This window comes from Tianweitania sp. (assembly GCF_032053605.1).
GTDB lineage: Bacteria > Pseudomonadota > Alphaproteobacteria > Rhizobiales > Rhizobiaceae > Tianweitania.
This window is the reverse complement of the sequence record NZ_DAMBUH010000067.1, coordinates 1-19,197: the sequence shown is the minus strand read 5'-3', so window position 1 is coordinate 19,197 and position 19,197 is coordinate 1. Positions and strand designations below refer to the sequence as shown.

The window sequence follows — 19,197 nt, the reverse complement described above, 5'->3', positions numbered from 1 at the left end:
GATGGAACCAGTCGTGGGCCTCGACATCGCCGTCGTCCAGACCCGCACCGTTCCGGCCGTCACCAAGGTCGGCTACGGTGCTACGCATGTGACGACTTGCGTTACCCGGCTTGCGACCATCGCCGCAGGCTATGCCGATGGCCTGCCGCGCTGCCTCAGCGATAGGGGCGCCGTCTATTTCAACGGCATTCGTCTGCCGATCGTCGGCCGCGTGTCGATGGACAGCATGACGGTCGACATCTCGGCCCTGCCGGAAGGCACGCTGAAGCTTGGCAGCATGGTCGAGATGATCGGGCCGCACCAGACGCTGGAAGAAGTCGCGCGCGACGCCGGAACCATCGCCTATGAAATTCTGACCGGCCTCGGTCACCGCTACCATCGTCAATATCGATAAGAGCGCAAAGCTCGATCAGGGGAATACCATGAAAGTCATTGTTCTCGGGGCCGGAATCGTTGGCGTCACTTCTGCCTACCAGTTAGCCAAGGCTGGCCACGAGGTGACCGTTATAGACCGGCAGAAGGGCCCGGCGCTGGAGACCAGCTTCGCCAATGCCGGCGAGGTCTCCTTCGGATACTGCTCGCCCTGGGCGGCACCGGGCATTCCGGCCAAGGCGCTGAAATGGATCTTCATGCAGCATGCACCATTGATCCTGCGCCCCAAACTCGACATGGCGATGATCTCCTGGATGGTGAGGATGCTGTCCAACTGTACCTCGGAGCGCTACGCGATCAACAAAAGCCGCATGTTGCGGTTGGCCGACTATAGCCGCGTCGCGCTTGCCGATGTCCGCGCCGAGACCGGCATCGCCTATGACGAGCGCATGCAGGGTACGCTGCAGCTTTTTCGCACCCAGGCGCAGCTCGATGCCTCCTACAAGGACGTCAAGGCGCTTGCAGCGGACGGCATCCCCTACGAAGTTCTCGACCGCGATGACTGCGTGCGGGTTGAGCCGGCGCTCGCTCATGTCCGTGACAAGGTTGTCGGGGGGCTGCTGACGCCGAAGGACGAAACGGGCGACTGTTTCAAGTTCGCCAATGCATTGGAAAAGCAGGCCGAGACGCTTGGCGTCCGCTTTTCCTACGGCACGACGATCAAGGGTCTCGATGTCGAGGCTGGCGGTATGCGCGGCGTGGTGACGGAACAGGGCGCCAGGATCGCCGCCGATGCCGTCGTCGTGGCGCTCGGCAGCTATTCGCCTAAAATGGTCCAGCCGCTCGGCGTCAAGCTGCCGGTTTATCCGGTGAAGGGCTACTCGCTGACGATCCCGATCACGGACGCCTCGCGCGCACCTGAATCGACCGTCATGGACGAGACTTACAAGATTGCCATCACCCGTCTCGGCGACCGCATTCGCGTCGGCGGCATGGCGGAGATTTCCGGCTATACAAATGATCTCGGCCAGGCCCGCCGCAGCACGCTGGAGCACTCGGTGACGGAACTCTTCCCCGGCGGTGACGTCTCGAAGGCCTCCTTCTGGTCGGGGCTGCGCCCGATGACGCCGGACGGTACCCCCGTCATCGGGCCGACCAGGATCGCCGGCCTCTACCTCAACACCGGCCATGGCACGCTTGGCTGGACGATGAGCACGGGTTCTGCCCGCGTGATCAGCGATCTCGTCAGCGGCCGCAAACCCGAGATCGACGCTACCGACCTCGCCGTCTCGCGCTATGCATAGGCAGATGCCGGCCGGAAACCTTGGATCGATGCAGGACCTGGCCCAGGAAGGCCTTGCTGTGCTCGTGTGACGGTTGGTGAAGAACCGTTCGGGAGGCGCATCCTCGACGATCTGCCCCTTGTCGTACACAAACCGTTCTCAGCAAGACCTCATCACTGGATTGTTTCCTTATGCTAACAAGCTGATGAAATATCGGTAGCTATCTTAATCGCGGACGCAGCGTCGCCGCCGCCTGCTTCAGCGGTCCGAGAAAGCGGCCAGCCATCTCGCTTGCGGCGATCTGCGCTGCCGGCGCGCCGATATTGATCGCCGCGACCACATGGCCGCGGTCGTCGTGCAGGGGAACGGCCAGCGAGCATAGACCTAGCTCGAGTTCCTGGTCGATGACCGCATAGCCCTGGTCCCGCACCAGCGCCAGTTCGGCCATCAGACCCTCGATCTCGGTTCTCGTATGCGGGGTCAGCGCCCGCAGCTCGGATCGCTCGAGCCGTGCCCGCGCATCGGCCTCCGGAAGCGCGGAGAGCAGCACCCGCCCCATTGAGGCGCAATAGGCCGGCAGGCGGCTGCCAGGTGTGAGGTTGATCGACATGACCCTCTGTTGCGACGCGCGCGCCACATAGACGATCTCGGTGTCATCGAGCACGCTGGCCGAAGCGCTCTGGTGAATGGTCTCCGCTAGCCGATCAAGCACGGGCTGGACGATCAGAGGCAGCGGCGTTGCTAAAAGATAGGCGTGGCCAAGCCGCAGGATGCGGGGCGTCAGCGTGAAGAACTTTCCGTCGTAGTCGGCATAACCCAGCTCTGCGAGCGTCAGCAGGCAGCGCCGCGCCGTCGCCCGGTCGAGCCCCGTCGTATTGGCGGCATCGGCAATCGCTAGCCGGCGCGTCGTGTCACCGAAGGCCTCGATTACCTTCAGGCCCTTGGCGAGACCGCCAACGAAATCCGTTCCCTTCACAATGCCTATCTCCTATGTGCGATAATTGAACAAATATCATATATCGCACAAAAACATTGCCGGCTAGTGGCTATGGGCCTACGACGCGATCGCAGAGATTTGGCCGTGAGGAGGAGTGTTCGTGGACAAGAGGATCGCAAGCCTGGCCGAAGCAGTGGCCGGCATCGGCGACGGCGCAACCGTGATGATCGGCGGTTTTGGCGGCTCCGGTGCGCCGATCGAACTCATCCATGCCCTTATCGACAAGGGGCCTAAGGGCCTGACCGTCATCAACAACAATGCCGGCAATGGTCGCATCGGCATCGCTGCCATGATCGACGCCGGCATGGTGAAGAAGATGATCTGCTCCTTCCCGAAGTCTTCGGATCCGCGTGCCTTCACCGACCGCTATCTTGCCTGCCGGATCGAGCTGGAGCTTGTTCCGCAAGGCACGCTTGCCGAGCGCATCCGCGCCGGCGGCGCTGGCATTCCAGCCTTTTACACGCCGACCGCCTATGGCACCGAGCTCGCCGAAGGCAAGCCGATCGGCGAATTCGACGGCCGCTGCTACGTGCAGGAGCGCTGGTTGAAGGCCGATTTCGCGCTGATCAAGGCGCATCTCGGCGATATCAACGGCAACCTCACCTACAACAAGGCGGCGCGTAATTTTAACCCGCTGATGTGCATGGCCGCGGCGAAGACCATCGTGCAGGTGACAAGGCTCGTGCCGGTCGGCGACATCGATCCCGAACATATCGTCACGCCGGGCATCTTTGTCGATCACGTTGTCGAGGTGGCGAATGCCCGCCAGGAAGAAGAGATGATCCGCGCCGGAGAGATTTACGCATGAGCACCGAGACGAAGAATCTCAACGACGACGTGAAGCTCTCCAATGTCCAGATCGCTTGGCGCGCGGCGCAGGACATCGTCGATGGCGCCTATGTCAATCTCGGCATCGGCTTTCCCGAAATGGTCGCCCGCTACCAGCCGCCTGGCCGGCAAGCGATATTCCACACCGAAAACGGCATTCTCGATTTCGGTGAGGCGCCGAAGCCGGGCCAAGAGGACTGGGATCTGATCAATGCCGGCAAGCGTGCCGTCACCCTGAAGCCGGGTTCGGCCTTCTTCCACCATGCCGACAGTTTTGCGATGGTGCGCGGCGGCCATCTCGACGTCGCCATCCTCGGCGCGCTGCAGGTTGCGGAAAACGGTGACCTTGCCAACTGGCGCGTCGGCTCGAACGGCGTACCGGCCGTCGGCGGCGCGATGGATCTGGTCCACGGCGCAAAGCAGGTCTTCGTCATCACCGAACACGTCACCAAGAACGGCGATCCAAAGCTGGTGGAAAAATGCACCTTCCCGCTCACCGGCGTCGGCTGCATCACGCGGGTCTATACCAGCCACGCCGTCATCGACATCAGGGACGGCCGCTTCGTGCTGCGCGAGAAGCTGCCGGCGATCAGCCTAGACGACCTGCAATCGATCACTGGCGCCAAGCTGCATGTCGAGGGCGAGGTCGCCGATCTCGTCGTCCCGGAACTGTGAGACCCTGACAATGGCCGAAGCCTATATCTGCGATTACATCCGCACCCCGATCGGCCGCTTCGGCGGTTCGCTATCCTCCGTCCGTGCTGACGATCTCGGCGCCGTGCCGCTGAAGGCACTCATCGCGCGCAATGCCGGCATCGACTGGGACGCGATCGACGACGTCGTCTTTGGCTGCGCCAACCAGGCGGGCGAGGACAACCGCAACGTCGCCCGCATGTCTCTCCTGCTTGCCGGGCTTCCGGTATCGGTTTCCGGCACCACGATCAACCGGCTCTGCGGCTCCGGCATGGATGCGCTGATCACCGCTGCCCGCGCCATCAAGTCCGGTGAGGCCGAGCTGATCATTGCTGGTGGGGTGGAAAGCATGAGCCGCGCGCCTTTTGTCATGCCCAAGGCCGAGACCGCCTTTTCGCGCAACGCCGAGATCTACGACACCACGATCGGCTGGCGTTTCGTCAATCCGCTGATGAAGAAGCAGTACGGCGTCGATTCCATGCCGGAGACCGGCGAGAACGTTGCCGCGGACTACAAGGTCTCGCGCGAAGATCAGGACGCATTCGCCGTGCGCAGCCAGAAGAAGGCGGCTGCGGCGCAGGAAAACGGACGTCTTGCGCAGGAGATCACCCCGGTCATCATCCCGCAGCGCAAGGGCGATCCGGTCGTTGTTGGGAGGGACGAGCATCCGCGCGCGACAACGATCGAAATGCTCGCCAAGCTAGGCACGCCTTTTAAGAAGGAGGGCGGCACCGTGACCGCCGGTAATGCGTCAGGCGTCAATGACGGCGCAGCCGCGCTGATCGTCGCTTCGGAAGCGGCGGTAAAGAAATATGGCCTTACGCCGATCGCCCGCATCTTTGGCGGAGCGGCCGCCGGCGTTCCGCCGCGCGTCATGGGTATCGGCCCGGCTCCGGCAACGCAGAAACTCTGCGCTCGCCTCGGCTTGTCGCCCAAGGATTTCGACGTCGTCGAACTCAACGAAGCTTTTGCCTCCCAGGGCATCGCAGTGCTCCGCGAACTCGGCCTCGCCGAGAATGCGGAGCACATCAATCCGAATGGCGGCGCAATCGCGCTCGGCCATCCGCTTGGCATGTCCGGTGCCCGAATTGCTGGCACGGCGGCGCTGGAATTGTCTTTGCGCAAGGGCCGCTATGCTCTGGCAACCATGTGCATCGGCGTCGGCCAAGGCATCGCGGTCGCGCTGGAGCGGGTCTAAATCATTGGCACCTTAACTGCCTGTAACCCGGAGCTTCGTCGAAAAGGTCGAAGTGGGTAGCTGCCGTCATGTCACCGCCCTCGCCTCTTTGACGGCGTGCCTCGGCCAGCCGGCGGTCCTGACCATTCAACACGCGCGAGCGCGTCGATCAGTGTGGAACGCGCGATGGTGAATGTACGGCAGACCGCTGACTTGCTGGCACTAGCCTCCAGAGCTGCAATGATGTGGTCGATCTTACTTGATCGGGAGCCAAAGGCAAGCTCCACAGCAACTGCGACGGGAAAGGCCGACCGATCATCCTGCTCCTGTCGGAAGGCCAGATAAGCGACCACAAGGGCGCCCGTAACCTGATCGACGCCTTGTCGCCAGCCTCTCATTTCATCGCTGATGGTGGCTTAAACAGTGCTTGGTTCCACAAAGTATCGGAAGCCAGATGCATCGAGCCGTGCATCCCGTCGAGCTGAAAGGAAGCGGGAGCTTCTTAGTTGTCGTATATGAAAGCAGACCGTCCGTTAATAGCCATCATCTGCTTCTGCGCTGTTAGAGAAGCTCGCGATGACCAAAGCTCTTTTGTCATCGATGATCGCACTGTTTGTGGCCCACTCCCTTAGGCTGCAGGCTTCGCCCTCATCAATGCACAGTCCAGCTATCTACCGAGAAGGAGGCAACTCGTCACAGCGAAGCCCCTATCAGCAGTCTACGCGCATTGCGTTTGATAAAGCAGCAATGCAAGCACGGTGTTATAAGGCAGTTTAAGCATCAGCAGTCCCGCGTCGCCAGTACGAGACGGCGAGTTGTTCATGCTTTGACAGCCCATGATCGCGCCAATGTTGACGGATTGCCTGTATAGACTCGAAGTCGGCACCAGCCCAACAGAAGCGCGATCCCTTGGTCGGTATGGCAACTGCGCGGGTCGCGGCTGTGAGGGTTTCACCGCTACGTCGATGCAGCCATTGCAGAACGACGCGATCGGGATGGCGAAGAGGTAAGTGGTCGTGTTCGTCTGTGACTTCGATCAGGGCGTAACCGCGAGTGGTCGCAGGAAGCTCTTCCATGATGCGAGCGATAGCGGGAAGAGCCGTTTCGTCACCAGCGAGAAGCACCCAGTCGGTCGCTTTCGCGCTTCGCCCGCCGGGTCCGGCCATGCCGAGACGATCACCCGGAACTGCGCGGGCAGCCCACCCGCTGCCGGGGCCTGCATCGTCATGCAGCACGAAGTCTATGTCGAGCTCGCCGGAAGCGGGATCGATGCGGCGGATCGTATATTTTCGAATATCGAGACGTCCGGCGGAAGCCCCGGTGAGTGGCAGTCCATTAGGTCCACGCACAGGCCATTCCGGCTCGGTGCCGGCTTGCGGAAAGTACAGCCGGACATGCAGGTTTTCACTTGTCGCGAAACGGAAAAGATTGTCGCCGGCCAAAGTCACGCGGCGCATGTGCGGCGTGATGTCGGTGACTAAAATTACACGCAGTTCGCGGAAGTCGGCGAAGAGTTGCCGCTCCGGCATCCCATCCCAGCGGATGGAGGGAACCTCCGGATTGGCGAATTCCAAGACGTGGGCAGCAAGGAAGGCGGTGACATCCTCAAGATGCGCTTGGCTTGTTGCTCGGGCTTCAAGAGCTAGTTTTGTCCCGTCTGCGCGCAGTACAGCCTTGGCGCCACGGAGTTCGGCATGGAATGCGCCGTTTGTTTTGATGACCTCGATGTCGTGCTCGGCCAAATGAGAGCGCATGGCTTCCATCACGGTCATAGGGTTTGTGAGGTGAACAGTGGCATGGGTCGTATGCACGTTGGTATCCTGAACCGGAGCTGCGAGGATCATTGATCCAACCAGAGCGTGCCTGTCATCGGCACGGTTAGGAAATCGCGATTGATTTGGTCGAGCGTTGCTTGCGGATCGAGATCAGGGAAGCGGTCAGGGTGGAAGAGCTTCGCCAGCCGCTCAATCATGACGATATGAATAGGTGTGTCGTTGAACATCTGCCACAACGCTTGTGCACGCCCTTCGCGTATCGTCGTCAGCTGCGCAAGAGGTCCCTCGCGAAGAAGGCCTTCGAACGATGCACGGGCATCGGCTTCCGGGATGCCCGGCCCAAGTACCAATCCGCCCCGAGCTGCCTGGTAGGCGCCGCCCGTCGCGATATAGATTTGCGGATCGTCCACAAGCAGCTGTTCGACACTGACGTCGCCATACAAACCTGGGATGTAGTCGAGTGCCAAGTTTCGACCGCCCGCCAGTTCGATCATGTCATTGAAGATACCATGACCGGGTGAGGCGCAGCAGGGCGTGCCTCCGGCATGGACATGCATGAAGACGGATGGTCGTTCGAATGGCGCGACGGCGAGGCCATCCGCAATTGCCTTCATATGTCGATCATAAAAGGCGATGAAGGCCTCCGCTTTCTCGCTTGTGCCGAGCACCTGACCCAACATCCGAAGGCTGGGTCGGGAATTCTTCAAGGGCTGCGAGAAGAAGTCGAGAACGAGCACTGGTATACCTAGCCGTTCGAGCATCTCGATCGAGCGCGCTGAATCGAGAGCTTCTGCATCGTACAGGCTGAGGATCACCAGGTCGGGTTCGAGCGCTACGACGGTTTCGACATCGAGGCCAGAGCCTGCCGGGCCACCGACGACGGGTAAGTCAGCCAGTCTTGGGAACTTCGAGGCCCATGCCTCGAAGGTTGCCACGTCGCGGCGAAAGTCATCACGCCAGCCAACAAGGAGAGAGGCTGGGTCGTAATGAATGAGACCGAGCACCGGCAGGTGACGACCAGCGCCCAGGATGATGCGTTTGGCAGGCGCGTCGAGCGACACCTGGCGGCCCATAATATCGGTAACCGTGACTGGCTCGGCGCGTGCCATACCGGTCGAAAAGACAGCCAAAAGCAAGCTTAGCGCAAAGGCAGCGATCAGCCGCGCGAATTGGGCTGCCCGGTGAAGGGCGACGCAATCGATCTGGCGATGGTGGATCAATGTCACCATTCGTATTTCAGGCTGGCGGTAAAAGTGCGTGCCGCGCCGTAATTACAGCTGCCGCCGGTGGCATTTAGACAATGCGACACATACTTCTCGTCAAACAGGTTGGTGACGCCGACTTTCAGCCTCGTGCCTTCATAAGTCTCGTTCAAGGCACCGAAATCGAACTCCGCACCAATATCAACAAGCGCACGATCAGGGATCTTCAACTGTGCCAGACGGTTCGTGTCGGCATTGTAGGACGAGGTGGCGCGAACGCCGGCCATTAGCGACAGACCGTCCACATAGCTCGGCTGATAGCTCACCCAAACCGATCCCTGATGTTCAGGAAGCCGCTCCAGCGCGCGACCAACCTGGCGCGGATTGTTTGATTCAAGCACTTCCGAATCCGAGAAGGCATATGACCCAAGAACCGCAAGCGATGGGGTGATCTCGTATTTGCCTTCAAGCTCGATCCCACGCACGCGCTGCTTGCCGGTCTGAACCGAAAAAAGCGTGTTGATAGGATCATTGGTCAGGCCGTTCTCGATGCGCATGTCGAAGAGCGACACACCGATCATCCCGCGTCCACCGGTCGGTTCATACTTTATGCCAACCTCGAACTGGCGTGCAGTGAGGGCCTCGAAAGGTTGGCCGAGACGGTCCGTCCCGAGCTGCGGCAAGAAAGAGGTCGAGACGCTCGCATATGGCGCTATGCCGTTATCGAAGAGATATGTGATGCCTGCGCGACCTGTAAGCGCCTCGTCGCGTGTCGTGACACTGCTGCCGTTCAGGCGGTTGTCGCTGTCGATATCCGACACGTCGTAACGCAGGCCAAACGTGCCGACCCAACGATCATAGCGGATCTGATCCTGCGCATAGACGCCGACCTGATTCTGCACTTGCAATCCGGAGCGAGTGAAGGAGGCACGTGGGAAGTCGAAGCCGTAGACCGGGTTGAGATAGTCGATCGGCGGCACAGCAACGCCTGGGCCCGTATTGCCGAAATTGGTGCTGGAGCGGGTGCGCACATAGTCGAGGCCCATCAGCGCTGTATGATCAAGCGCGCCTGTCTCGAAACGCGCTTCCGCCTGGCTATCAACCGCGAAGTTGCTGAGATCGTCCTCAGCAATGGCGGTAACGCGGCTTAGGGTCGTGCCGGGACCATTGTAGGCAAATGCCGGATTGACCAGAACGAGGTCCATGTTCTGCTTAGCAGCCGAGTAGCGCAGGTTCTGCCGAACCGTCCATGTCTCGTTGAAAGCATGCTCGAATTCATAACCGAGCGAATAGAAATCGCGGTTGAACTCACCCCAGTTCGGATCTCCCAGGAATACGTCGCGCGGGATCTGGCCAGCCGGGTTTGGTAGCAAGGTGCCAGTGGCGGGGTAGAAGCGAGGGCTGAAGATCGGCACATCATGCTGGTAGTAGCCGTAGAGTGTCAGCGAAGTCGCGTCGGTCGGCGCCCAGGTGATGCTTGGCGCCAGCATGACCTGGCGGTCGCGCTCATGGTCGATCTGGGTATGAAGGTTCTTGGCTTGTCCTGCGAACCGATAGAGCCAGGTGCCGTCCTCGGTGATCTTGCCAGTCATGTCGACGGAGCCCTGCACGCCTCCGAAGCCATTAGTCCCGACTGACGCCTCGCGATGCGTCTCAGCCTGGGGCCGCTTGCTGACCTGGTTGATCAAACCGCCGGGGACAGCGCGACCATACATGACGGACGCTGGTCCCTTGATGACCTCTATTCGCTCAAGCGAATAGGGATTGATCGTCGGCACGGCGTAGTTGTTCGGATCGCCCGGAAGGTTGAGGCCGTCCAGCCACATCGTGCCATAGGTGCTGAAACCGCGGATGTAGAGCCAGTCATAGCGGATGTCGTGGCCGTTTGGATCGGACAGAACGCCGGGCGTATAACGTAGCGCCTGCGAAACGCTTTCTGCGCCCTGAGCATCGATCTCCTTGCGCGACACGACGCTGACGGCTTGTGGCGTTTCGAGCAGCGGCGTATCGATCTTGGAGGCTGATGCACTTCGCTTCGCCACCAGACCGTTGACTGGACCCTTGCCGCTGGCCTCGCCTTCACCGGTGACGACGACCTGATCGAGTGTGACGGGCGTTTGCGCGAGGGCCGTGCTGCAAGACAGCGCCGTCAGCAGACCTGCTGTGGCGCCAACGACAGCCGATGTGCGCGACATGCTTCTCATACCACTTCCCCGTCCAAAAGTTGACTTTTTTATTCATATTTGTGGTAGGGGAGAGGCTCGGCAGGTACAACAGTGATGATGTTTGCGGGGCTGCCAAAGATGTTTGCGAAACGCGCAACCGCGTTGACGGCGGGCGCGGACGTCCCAAAGGCATAGCGCCAAATCGGGCATGAAATGGTACATACAGCAACGAGTATCATGCGCGTTTCGGACCTCACTCAGCGTCCGGGCGTGACCTTCGAAAGCCAGGAGGATCGTCTATCGATGGACACGCCGCTATTTCGCGGCGAGTTCTGGCATCGCGAGCTCCGGCGTGGCCTTCATCTGCATGCCAGCGACGTGTTCGAGGAAGCCGGTTTCACCGCCAACTCGTCACAGAATGCAGGTGTTTCTTGCGTTTTCTTCCTGTCCGGCGATGTTAACGTTGCGATCGGTGACCGGAACTTTCATTTCCAAGGAGCTGAAAGCAGGAACCAGGGATTGATCATCTCCAGTGCGCGGCTCGAGAGCTTCTGCCGGCGCTCTCGCGGTCATCAACAGATCCGCCATCTCGTCGTATCGGCATCGCCGGAATGGCTGGACCGCGACGGACTTTCAGCGCTCGACGATCACCGGCCGGCGGAAGCGCTGCTGCGCGACCATCTTGCAAGCCAGAGCTGGCAGTTGACCCGGCGTCTGGCAAGCCTCGTCTCTCGTATCATGAAGCCTGCAGCGGGGCTGTCTGCACTACACGAACTCATGGTGGAAAGCGCAGCGGTCGAAATCGTCGCAGAGGCTTTGGCGGCCTCTACGCATCAAGAACCAATGCCAAGGTCGAGCATGTTAAGTGCGACAGAGACCATACGGTTACGGCAGGCGGAACAGTTTATCGAAGCGCGGCAGGGGCAAAAATTGCATGTCGAGGACATTGCTCAACAATCAGGCGTCAGCGTGAGCGGATTGCAGCGCCTGTTCCAGGCGAAATACGGCACCAGCGTTCTCGATCATATCCGTCAGGTCCGGCTGGATGATGCGAAGCGCATGCTGGAAGGCGGCGACACAGGTATCCAGCAGGTCGCTGCCTTGGCAGGCTATTCGAGCGCGGCGAATTTTGCGACGGCGTTCAAGCGTCGCTTTGGACGTTCGCCAAGTGAAATCGCTGCAGAATGACGAGCAGGAGTTCACCATGACACCCTCGATCCCGATGCGTGCTGGCGAGCGTTATCGCCGCCGCATCTTCAGGAAGTCGATGTTCGTTCTCGGCGCACTTCTCATCCTTCTTGTGTCGGTATGCGTCGATGTGGGCGTCGGGCCCGGCTCCTACTCGCCGGTCGAGGTACTGACAGCACTTGTCTCACCGAACTCTGTTGCGCCCAGGCTGTCGATCATCGTCTGGGACGTTCGTTTGCCTGTGGCGCTGATGGCGGTTCTAATTGGCGCAATGCTTGGAATGGCCGGCGCACAGATGCAGACTATTCTGCATAATCCGCTCGCCGATCCGTTCACGCTCGGCATTTCATCGGCGGCAAGTTTCGGGGCGGCACTCGCAATCGCGCTGGGTATCGGCCTTTGGCCAGGTTCCGGTGGATTTCTCATCACTGCCAACGCCTTCATCTTCGCGCTGGCGACTTCGCTCGTGTTGTTTATTTTCACACGCATGCGCGGGGTGACCGTCGAGACCTTCGTTCTCGTAGGGATCGCGTTGTTCTTTACCTTCAACGCCCTGCTGGCCTTCATCCAATACCGGTCTTCGGAAGCGCAACTCCAGCAAATCGTGTTCTGGATGATGGGGAGCCTTGGGCGGGCCTCCTGGACCAAGATCGGCGTTTGCGCTGCGTTTCTTGCCCTGATCATTCCATTGTCCCTCATGCGCAGCTCCATGATGACGGTGCTGGCTATGGGTGACGATCGAGCGGCCACAATGGGTGTGCCGGTTTCTCGGCTGCGACTTGAGATGCTCGCCTCGATATCGCTGCTGGCGGCAACGGCAACGGCATTCGTCGGCACTATCGGCTTTATCGGCCTTGTTGGTCCTCATCTGGCGCGAATGCTTGTGGGCGAAGATCAGCGTTACTTCCTGCCCGTTTCTGCCGCTGCCGGTGCCATCATCCTTTCACTCGCCTCGACGCTTGCAAAGGCTCTTACACCTGGTGTGATCTACCCAATCGGCATCATCACCGCGCTGGTCGGCGTGCCGTTTTTCCTCAGCCTCGTCCTGTCACTCCGTAAGGAGACATGGAGATGAGCCTTGAGGTCACAGGTTTGTGCTTCGGCTACCATGCGATGCCGCTGTTTTCATCGCTGACCGCCTCGCCGTTCAAACGGGGCGAAGTGACAGCGCTGATCGGGCGAAACGGTGTGGGCAAGTCGACCCTGTTTCAACTGCTGAGCGGTTTGCTGCCACCGAAAGAAGGGACGATCACGCTCGATGGCGTGAACCTCGCCGAACTTTCGCAGCGTCGCCGAGCAGAGCGCATTTTCCTGCTGACGCAGCACACCGCAACCCGTGCCGCACTCTGCGTCTTCGATGTCATCATGCTTGCCAGACGCGGTTGGCGAAGCGGCAGGGTGACTTCCGACGATATAGCGAAGGTAGAATCCGTGCTGGATTCGCTGGGGATCGAGCATCTTGCGGATCGGCTCGTACCGGAACTCAGCGGCGGACAGCAGCAACTGGTTGCAATCAGCCAAGCGCTTGTGCGCGATCCTGACGTTCTGTTGCTTGATGAGCCGACAAGCGCCCTCGACCTACGCCGCCAGTTAGAAGTCATGCATCTTGTTCAGGACGTGACGCGTCAGCGTAATATTGTGACGATCGCGGCACTTCATGATCTCAACTTGGCCAGTCGCTTCGCCGACCGGTTTTTGTTAATTCAAGATGGCGCCGTAAAAGCTGATGGATCGCCGGAAGCGGTGCTCGAACTGGGACAGACAGCTAGTGCTTACGGGGTTGGCTTGACGATCGAACGCGGAAGTCGCGGGCAACTCTTAGTTCATCCGTATCTGGAACGATAACGTGCTTCAGCCCAAAAGCCACGGACAGCGATAGGTAAGGCCAGAGCTCTTAGCCTAACCTTTGAACGCTTTGTTTTCCACAAGCCTGAGGATTTAGAACAAGCGTGTCTGAACCTGTGCTCTCGATCCCAATATGGTAGCCACGTATCCAGCCGCGTCACCCACATCTACGGACGGACGATCGTTTCGACACGTCACAACAGGCAGAGCTCTTTGGTCAAGAATAGGCAGCTTTTGCCGATCAACTGCCAAGAAGCAGACAGTCCGCTCGTGGCCAGTAGCGGAATGTCTGCTTTCCACTTCTCAAACCCGGAAGCGGACTGTCCGCTTCCGGCCAAAGCCGGATACCGGGGCGCAGGCACCGGTCGCATGTGAATTGATCTCATAACGCGGATGTCTAGCAGATATCAGGCTATAGACGCAGGAAGCGCCGCGCGCTGGCGACTACGATATATGACGTCGTCACGTACGAGATCTACTCTTGCGAAGAAGGCGACATACTAAACTTTGTCCAGTACCGGTTCTTTCGGGTTGGAGGTTGAGCTTGTTTTTAGCGCTGACAGCAGGTCATGAACAGCTGCGCGAAGTGGTTCATTACGGCGGTAAAAAGCCATTAGACCAAGCGTAGGTGCATCCACCAGCGGACGACTAGCCAGATCCGGCGACCGGAGCCTCGAAACCGTCAACTCATCAATGATGCCCACCCCTCCACACATTTCGACTAGATGACATACAGTCGAAGTGAACGGCACGATGCAGCTTGGATCATATGGAAGGTTCTGAGCTTCAAAGGCCTCCCGAATAGCTACACCCATCGGCGAAAAACCAGGGTTGTAACAAACAAGTGGAAGGTTCGTTAGTTCAGCAAGACAAATGCTCCGCTTGGCTTCCAATGGGCTACGACGTTTGAAGACTGCGTGCAGGGAAACTCGCAACACTTCTTCCGTGTGGAACTCAGCCTTCGGTGGAACGGCCATCTGAAAGCCTACATCCGCCCATCCGCTTCGAACATCGATTTCTGGTTCTGTAACACGGAGATGCAGACGCTTTTGCCAATTGGAGTAACCTGCCTTCTGCAGCAGCTTGGCAAGATACCCCTCCACAACAGCTGGTGTAGCCGAAATGGCAATTGGCCGCGTCGCGTTGACGGAAAGCTCGCTCAATCTCCCACGTATCTTCGTATGCGTTGCATATATTGGAGCTGCCTCAGCAAACAGCTGCTGTGCTTCGGCAGTCGGTTCTAGTCGATTGCCGAACCGATGGAATAATGAGAAGCCGATGCGGGCTTCCAGGCGCTTCAGGTGTCCGCTGACACTAGGCTGAGACATGCGCAAAACCCGCGCGGTCTCGATCGTCGTACCAACGCGCATCAACGTACCGAACAGTTCAAGCTCTCGAAGGTTCATTATCAGCCTGCTGATTGGTCATGGCATCGTTATTATTACAGGCCTGCAGAAAGTCATGCTAGCCTTGCGGTGTCAAAGCAATTTGCACTGCTCAAAAAGTGTCACAAAGACCAACGCCATTCGAGGGGAATGCGATGAGAGTGAAGATAAAAGCCGTCTTGCTGGCTGCCAGCCTAACTGTTTCCAGCCTAGCCTTGTCCGCCGCCGGTGAGGCAAAAGCGCTACGCGTTGCCATGGGCGCGGACGCCGTGTCCTTTGATCCGATCGCGACGAGCGATAACGGCTCCATCTGGACGCAGCTCCTGATCTACGACACCCTAATCCGGCCGGATAAAGCTGGTACTGGGCTGGAGCCGGGTCTAGCCGAAGCTTGGACCGTTTCCGAAGACGGGCTGACCCTGACCTTCAAGCTCCGTGACGCGAAGTTTTCCGACGGCACACCCGTGACGCCGCAGGATGTCGAGTTCTCGCTGCGTCGCGCTGCTTCCGAGAAGTCGGACTGGGGCCGCTTCTTTCGGCCGATTACCGGCTATGAGATCCGCGGCGCCAACGAGATCGTCATGACGCTGGAAAAGCCGTTCACTCCAGCTTTCAACAACCTTGCGCTGTTCTCGGCGGCAATCCTGCCTAAGGCGAAGGTCGAAGCGGAGGGCGATGCCTTCTTCGAGCATCCGGTTGGCTCCGGACCCTTTGTTTTGAAGGAATGGTCACGCGGGTCGAGGATCGTGCTCGCTGCCAACCCGAACTATTGGCAGGCCGGCAAACCTGCCGTGGAAGGCGCGGAACTCGACATCGTGGCCGAAGGATCGGCCCGCGTCATCAAGCTCGAGGCGGGCGAGTCCGATCTGATCCTCGATCCACCGCTGAACCAGCTGAAGGCGCTCGACGCGAAAGATGGCATCAGCGTCGGCCAGGTCGTGCCCTATCGCAGCGACTTCGTGATGCTCAACACCACCAAGCCGCCCTTCGACCAGGAGAAGGTTCGGCAAGCCCTGAACTACGCCATCGACAAGCAGGCGCTGATCAAGGGCGTTCTTTACGATGCGGGCAAGGTTGCGGCGAGCGCCATGCCGGTGATGGCCTATGCCGATCCGGCGCTCGAGCCATACCCTTACGACCCGGCGAAGGCGAAGTCGATGCTGGCCGAGGCTGGTGTCACCGGGCTCAGCACCACGATGCTCGTCAATTCGAGCAACGCCGCGCATCGGAATACCGCTGTCGCACTTCAGGCCATGCTGGGCGCAGTTGGCGTCAAGATCGACATCCAGATGATCGAAGGCGGCACGATGTGGGAAACCACAAAGGCCGGCAATTATGAAATGGCGTTGAGCTATGCCACGTCTGACACGATCGATCCCGACCAGCTGATCGGCTTCCTCGCCGTTAATCCTGAGCGAGCGAACGCCTACCACACGCAGTGGAAGAACGAGCGGTTGAACGCGCTTTATGCCGAGGAGCGTTCAACCATCAATGGTGAAAAGCGCGGCCAGCAGTTCCAAGAGATAGTCCGCCTCTTCCAAACGGGCGCACCGGATATCTTCCTCTACCATCCGGCATCTGCCTGGGCGGTACGTGACGAGGTCAAGGGTTTCGAGATCCTGCCGACTTCGAACTTCCGCCTCGAGGACGTCACCTTCGCCGATTGATCCCGTTCTCGAACCAGTCCCGTCCTGGCGGTAGGGGCTGGTTTGAGGCGACCTTACCAACATGACCGGCGCAGCCATGTTTCAATCCATCCTTCAGCGTTCTCTGATGCTGGTGCCGGTGCTGTTCGGGATCACCATCCTCAGCTTCCTGCTCCTGCAGGTCATGCCGGGCGATCCCGTCGAGCACGCCATGGGCACGCGGGCGACCGCCGAAGACCTTGCGGCCATGCGCACGATGTGGGGGCTCGACCTGCCGCTGTGGCAGCAATATCTGATCTTCCTGCGCGACTGCGTTACAGGCAGCTTCGGCTATTCGCTGTTCTACAAGCTGCCCGTTTCGCGCCTGGTGCTCGAACGCCTGCCGGTTACCCTGGCGCTGACACTTTACTCCACCGTCATCGGCATCGCCATCGCGCTGCCTTTCGCGACACTCGCTGCCTTGCGCCGCGGACGTCTCGCGGATGTGCTGATCCGGCAGTTGTTCGTGCTGCTCCTCGCCATGCCGCCGTTCTGGCTCTGCTTCGTGCTGATCCTGGAATTCTCGTTGCGACTAGACCTGTTTCCGACCGGTGGAGTCGGAACGGGCTTTCTGGAGAACCTACACCGACTGTTTTTGCCTGCACTCGTTGTGGGCCTCTCGACGGCTGCCCTTATTCAGCAGAGCCTACGGGCAACGCTGATTGATACTATGAAGTCGGACTATGTCGACACAGCCCGCGCCAAGGGGCTCAGCGCCTCGCAGGTGTTTCGTCGCCACATCCTGCGCAACAGCCTCATCTCGACCATTTCGGTGATCGGCGTGCGGGTCAGCTGGATCATTGGTGGCACCGTGGTGGTGGAGAAGATCTTTGCCGTGCCGGGTCTTGGCAGCCTGCTCATCGACGCCATCCAGTCTCGAGACTTTCCCGTTATCCGGGGCCTGACCGTGTGCTTCGCGGTGTTGGTCGTGCTGGTCAATCTCCTGACCGACATCGCCTATTCCCTGGCTGATCCGAGAGCGAGGATGAATTGAGCCCCTCGGTCCGCCGTTTCATCACTAGTCCTGCAGGACTTGTCGGCCTTGCCATGCTGCTCGTGCTACTGGTGGCCGTCGTCGTGACGCCGATGGTGTCGCCCTACGATCCCTATGCGCTCGACTTCGGCAACGCTCTGCAGCCGCCTGACGCCTTGCACTGGTTCGGCACCGACAATTTCGGTCGGGACATCTTCACGCGCGTGATCGCCGGTGCCGTTTATGATCTGCGTCTTGCCATCACCTGCGTCTTCGGGCCGATGATCCTCGGCACCCTGATTGGGCTTTGCGCAGGATACTTCGGCGGCTGGGTGGATGCCGCCCTCATGCGCCTCACCGATATAGTCTGGGCGTTCCCCTTCTATGTTCTCGTTCTGACCATCGTCGGCGTGCTCGGCCCGAGCGAAGGCAATCTCTACATCGCCTTCTTCATGGTGAACTGGATTGGCTATGCCCGCATCGTGCGGGGCGAAACGCTGGTGATCGCCCGGCTCGAATACGTCCAGGCGCTTCAGATCCTGCGCTTCCGCCCCTTGCGTACCATGCTTCGGCACATCCTGCCGAACGCGGTAACGCCGGCCATCGTTTACTCCATGTCGGACCTCGTGCTGACGGTCCAGGCCGTCGCGGCGCTCTCCTTTTTCGGCCTCGGCGTCCAGCCACCGGCCCCCGAATGGGGGCTCCTGATCGTGGAAAGCATCGACTACATGCGCGATGCGCCCTGGATGACGATCTTCCCGGGCCTGGCCATTGCCTGGGTGGGCATTGCGTTTGCGCTGGTCGGCGAAGGCCTTGCCACCGTCTTGAAACCAAAGGGCTGATCATGGCGCTTTTGTCGGTCCGCAATCTCGTTACCGAATTCAGAGGCCCGGCTGGAACCGCGCGCGCCGTGGACGGCGTCGACTTCGACATACAAGCCGGCGAGATCTTCGGCATCGTAGGCGAAAGCGGCTGCGGCAAGTCCGCGACCTGCCGTTCGATCGTGCGCCTTTTCGGCGGCGCCGATGCGCGGGTCGCCGGTGGAACCGTGTTGCTGGACGGAAGCGGCGACCTTGCTTCCATGCCCGAGAAAGCGCTTGGCCGGATCCGCGGCCGTGATGTCGCCTTCATCTTCCAGGACCCGCTGACGGCGCTCAATCCCACCATGCGCGTCGGACGTCAGATCGCCGAAGTGATCGAACGCCACCGCAAGGTCTCGCGGCGCGAGGCCCGCGCCATGGCGCTTCAGCTTCTGCGCGACGTTCATGTCACGTCGCCCGAGCGGCGGCTCGATGCATGGCCACACGAGCTTTCCGGCGGATTGCGGCAGCGCATCGTCATTGCCATGGCCCTGGCGCTACGGCCACGGCTGATCATCGCCGACGAGCCGACAACGGCGCTCGATGTCACCGTGCAGGACCAGATCCTGCGCCTGCTGCTGGAGCGTCGCGACGCTTCGGGAACGGCGATCATCCTGGTAACCCATGATCTCGGCGTCGTGTCGGAGGTCTGCGACCGGGTGGCCGTGATGTATGGCGGGCGCTTTGTCGAAACGGGCACGACCGCGGAAGTGCTCGACCACCCGCGCCATCCCTATACCCGCGCCCTTCTTGCCGCCCTGCCCTCGCT

Annotated in this window: 17 protein-coding genes; 12 read left to right on the top strand and 5 right to left on the bottom strand. The window is 60.1% G+C overall.

Annotated elements, in window-relative coordinates:
- Both RTX98_RS14410 and RTX98_RS14405 read left to right on the top strand, forming a co-directional pair.
- A partial coding sequence (locus RTX98_RS14410) for an alanine racemase (RefSeq protein WP_312797456.1) occupies positions 1-394 on the top strand: 394 nt, incomplete at its 5' end.
- Between the two features lie 28 nt (positions 395-422).
- Complete coding sequence (locus tag RTX98_RS14405) at positions 423-1,676, top strand: D-amino acid dehydrogenase (RefSeq protein ID WP_312797455.1); 1,254 nt, start codon at positions 423-425, stop codon at positions 1,674-1,676.
- A 199-nt stretch (positions 1,677-1,875) separates the two neighbouring features.
- On the opposite strand, the gene RTX98_RS14400 is transcribed toward RTX98_RS14405, so the two are convergent.
- Positions 1,876-2,631, bottom strand: coding sequence for an IclR family transcriptional regulator domain-containing protein (locus tag RTX98_RS14400; protein WP_312797454.1), 756 nt, complete (start codon positions 2,629-2,631; stop codon positions 1,876-1,878).
- 121 nt (positions 2,632-2,752) lie between these two features.
- Here RTX98_RS14400 and RTX98_RS14395 point away from each other — a divergent pair, with 121 nt between their 5' ends.
- The 3 genes from RTX98_RS14395 to pcaF are packed head-to-tail and all read left to right on the top strand — an operon-like array spanning position 2,753 to position 5,371.
- Positions 2,753-3,460 (top strand): 3-oxoacid CoA-transferase subunit A, encoded by a 708-nt coding sequence (locus RTX98_RS14395; RefSeq protein WP_312797452.1) that lies wholly within the window; start codon positions 2,753-2,755, stop codon positions 3,458-3,460.
- Entirely contained in the window at positions 3,457-4,155 is a 699-nt protein-coding gene (locus RTX98_RS14390) for a CoA transferase subunit B (protein ID WP_312797451.1), read from the top strand. The genes RTX98_RS14395 and RTX98_RS14390 overlap by 4 nt, the downstream gene beginning before the upstream one ends.
- 10 nt (positions 4,156-4,165) lie before the next feature.
- Entirely contained in the window at positions 4,166-5,371 is a 1,206-nt protein-coding gene (gene pcaF, locus RTX98_RS14385) for a 3-oxoadipyl-CoA thiolase (protein ID WP_312797449.1), read from the top strand.
- Between the two features lie 752 nt (positions 5,372-6,123).
- Here the strand turns inward: pcaF and RTX98_RS14380 are convergent.
- From RTX98_RS14380 to RTX98_RS14370, 3 genes are read right to left on the bottom strand one after another with little or no spacing between them, the layout of a single operon-like run.
- Positions 6,124-7,194 carry a siderophore-interacting protein gene (locus RTX98_RS14380; RefSeq protein ID WP_312797447.1) on the bottom strand — a complete coding sequence of 357 codons (1,071 nt, stop codon included), beginning with the start codon at positions 7,192-7,194 and terminating at the stop codon, positions 6,124-6,126.
- Positions 7,191-8,354, bottom strand: a complete 1,164-nt coding sequence (locus tag RTX98_RS14375; RefSeq protein ID WP_312797445.1) for an ABC transporter substrate-binding protein — start codon at positions 8,352-8,354, stop codon at positions 7,191-7,193. Before RTX98_RS14375 ends, RTX98_RS14380 begins: the two co-directional genes overlap by 4 nt.
- Complete coding sequence (locus RTX98_RS14370) at positions 8,348-10,522, bottom strand: TonB-dependent siderophore receptor (RefSeq protein ID WP_312797443.1); 2,175 nt, start codon at positions 10,520-10,522, stop codon at positions 8,348-8,350. The genes RTX98_RS14375 and RTX98_RS14370 overlap by 7 nt, the downstream gene beginning before the upstream one ends.
- A gap of 207 nt (positions 10,523-10,729) precedes the next feature.
- Between RTX98_RS14370 and RTX98_RS14365 the strand changes: the two genes are divergently transcribed.
- The 3 genes from RTX98_RS14365 to RTX98_RS14355 are packed head-to-tail and all read left to right on the top strand — an operon-like array spanning position 10,730 to position 13,525.
- Entirely contained in the window at positions 10,730-11,680 is a 951-nt protein-coding gene (locus RTX98_RS14365; protein ID WP_312797442.1) for an AraC family transcriptional regulator, read from the top strand.
- Entirely contained in the window at positions 11,661-12,755 is a 1,095-nt protein-coding gene (locus RTX98_RS14360) for an iron ABC transporter permease (protein ID WP_312797441.1), read from the top strand. The genes RTX98_RS14365 and RTX98_RS14360 overlap by 20 nt, the downstream gene beginning before the upstream one ends.
- On the top strand, positions 12,752-13,525 hold the full coding sequence (locus tag RTX98_RS14355; RefSeq protein ID WP_312797439.1) for an ABC transporter ATP-binding protein: 774 nt from the start codon (positions 12,752-12,754) through the stop codon (positions 13,523-13,525). The genes RTX98_RS14360 and RTX98_RS14355 overlap by 4 nt, the downstream gene beginning before the upstream one ends.
- A gap of 500 nt (positions 13,526-14,025) precedes the next feature.
- Here the strand turns inward: RTX98_RS14355 and RTX98_RS14350 are convergent, their stop codons facing one another.
- Positions 14,026-14,931 (bottom strand): LysR family transcriptional regulator, encoded by a 906-nt coding sequence (locus RTX98_RS14350; protein ID WP_312797437.1) that lies wholly within the window; start codon positions 14,929-14,931, stop codon positions 14,026-14,028.
- Positions 14,932-15,065: 134 nt separating this feature from the next.
- On the opposite strand from RTX98_RS14350, the gene RTX98_RS14345 reads away from it, so the two are divergent.
- The 4 genes from RTX98_RS14345 to RTX98_RS14330 all read left to right on the top strand — a co-directional run.
- Positions 15,066-16,577 (top strand): ABC transporter substrate-binding protein, encoded by a 1,512-nt coding sequence (locus tag RTX98_RS14345; protein ID WP_312797436.1) that lies wholly within the window; start codon positions 15,066-15,068, stop codon positions 16,575-16,577.
- 61 nt (positions 16,578-16,638) lie between these two features.
- Positions 16,639-17,589, top strand: coding sequence for an ABC transporter permease (locus tag RTX98_RS14340; RefSeq protein WP_312797435.1), 951 nt, complete (start codon positions 16,639-16,641; stop codon positions 17,587-17,589).
- Positions 17,586-18,410, top strand: a complete 825-nt coding sequence (locus RTX98_RS14335; RefSeq protein WP_312797433.1) for an ABC transporter permease — start codon at positions 17,586-17,588, stop codon at positions 18,408-18,410. The genes RTX98_RS14340 and RTX98_RS14335 overlap by 4 nt, the downstream gene beginning before the upstream one ends.
- 2 nt (positions 18,411-18,412) lie before the next feature.
- Positions 18,413-19,197, top strand: a 785-nt coding sequence (locus tag RTX98_RS14330) for an ABC transporter ATP-binding protein (RefSeq protein WP_312797431.1), incomplete at its 3' end; no start/stop codon positions are given.

Excerpts from the sequence above, each read along its gene's own strand:
- RTX98_RS14405 (WP_312797455.1), top strand. The coding sequence starts at position 423 with ATGAAAGTCATTGTTCTCGGGGCCGGAATCGTTGGCGTCACTTCTGCC.
- RTX98_RS14390 (WP_312797451.1), top strand. The coding sequence starts at position 3,457 with ATGAGCACCGAGACGAAGAATCTCAACGACGACGTGAAGCTCTCCAAT.
- pcaF (WP_312797449.1), top strand. The coding sequence starts at position 4,166 with ATGGCCGAAGCCTATATCTGCGATTACATCCGCACCCCGATCGGCCGC.
- RTX98_RS14380 (WP_312797447.1), bottom strand. The coding sequence starts at position 7,194 with ATGATCCTCGCAGCTCCGGTTCAGGATACCAACGTGCATACGACCCAT.
- RTX98_RS14375 (WP_312797445.1), bottom strand. The coding sequence starts at position 8,354 with ATGGTGACATTGATCCACCATCGCCAGATCGATTGCGTCGCCCTTCAC.
- RTX98_RS14370 (WP_312797443.1), bottom strand. The coding sequence starts at position 10,522 with ATGTCGCGCACATCGGCTGTCGTTGGCGCCACAGCAGGTCTGCTGACG.
- RTX98_RS14365 (WP_312797442.1), top strand. The coding sequence starts at position 10,730 with ATGCGCGTTTCGGACCTCACTCAGCGTCCGGGCGTGACCTTCGAAAGC.
- RTX98_RS14355 (WP_312797439.1), top strand. The coding sequence starts at position 12,752 with ATGAGCCTTGAGGTCACAGGTTTGTGCTTCGGCTACCATGCGATGCCG.
- RTX98_RS14350 (WP_312797437.1), bottom strand. The coding sequence starts at position 14,931 with ATGAACCTTCGAGAGCTTGAACTGTTCGGTACGTTGATGCGCGTTGGT.
- RTX98_RS14345 (WP_312797436.1), top strand. The coding sequence starts at position 15,066 with ATGAGAGTGAAGATAAAAGCCGTCTTGCTGGCTGCCAGCCTAACTGTT.
- RTX98_RS14340 (WP_312797435.1), top strand. The coding sequence starts at position 16,639 with ATGACCGGCGCAGCCATGTTTCAATCCATCCTTCAGCGTTCTCTGATG.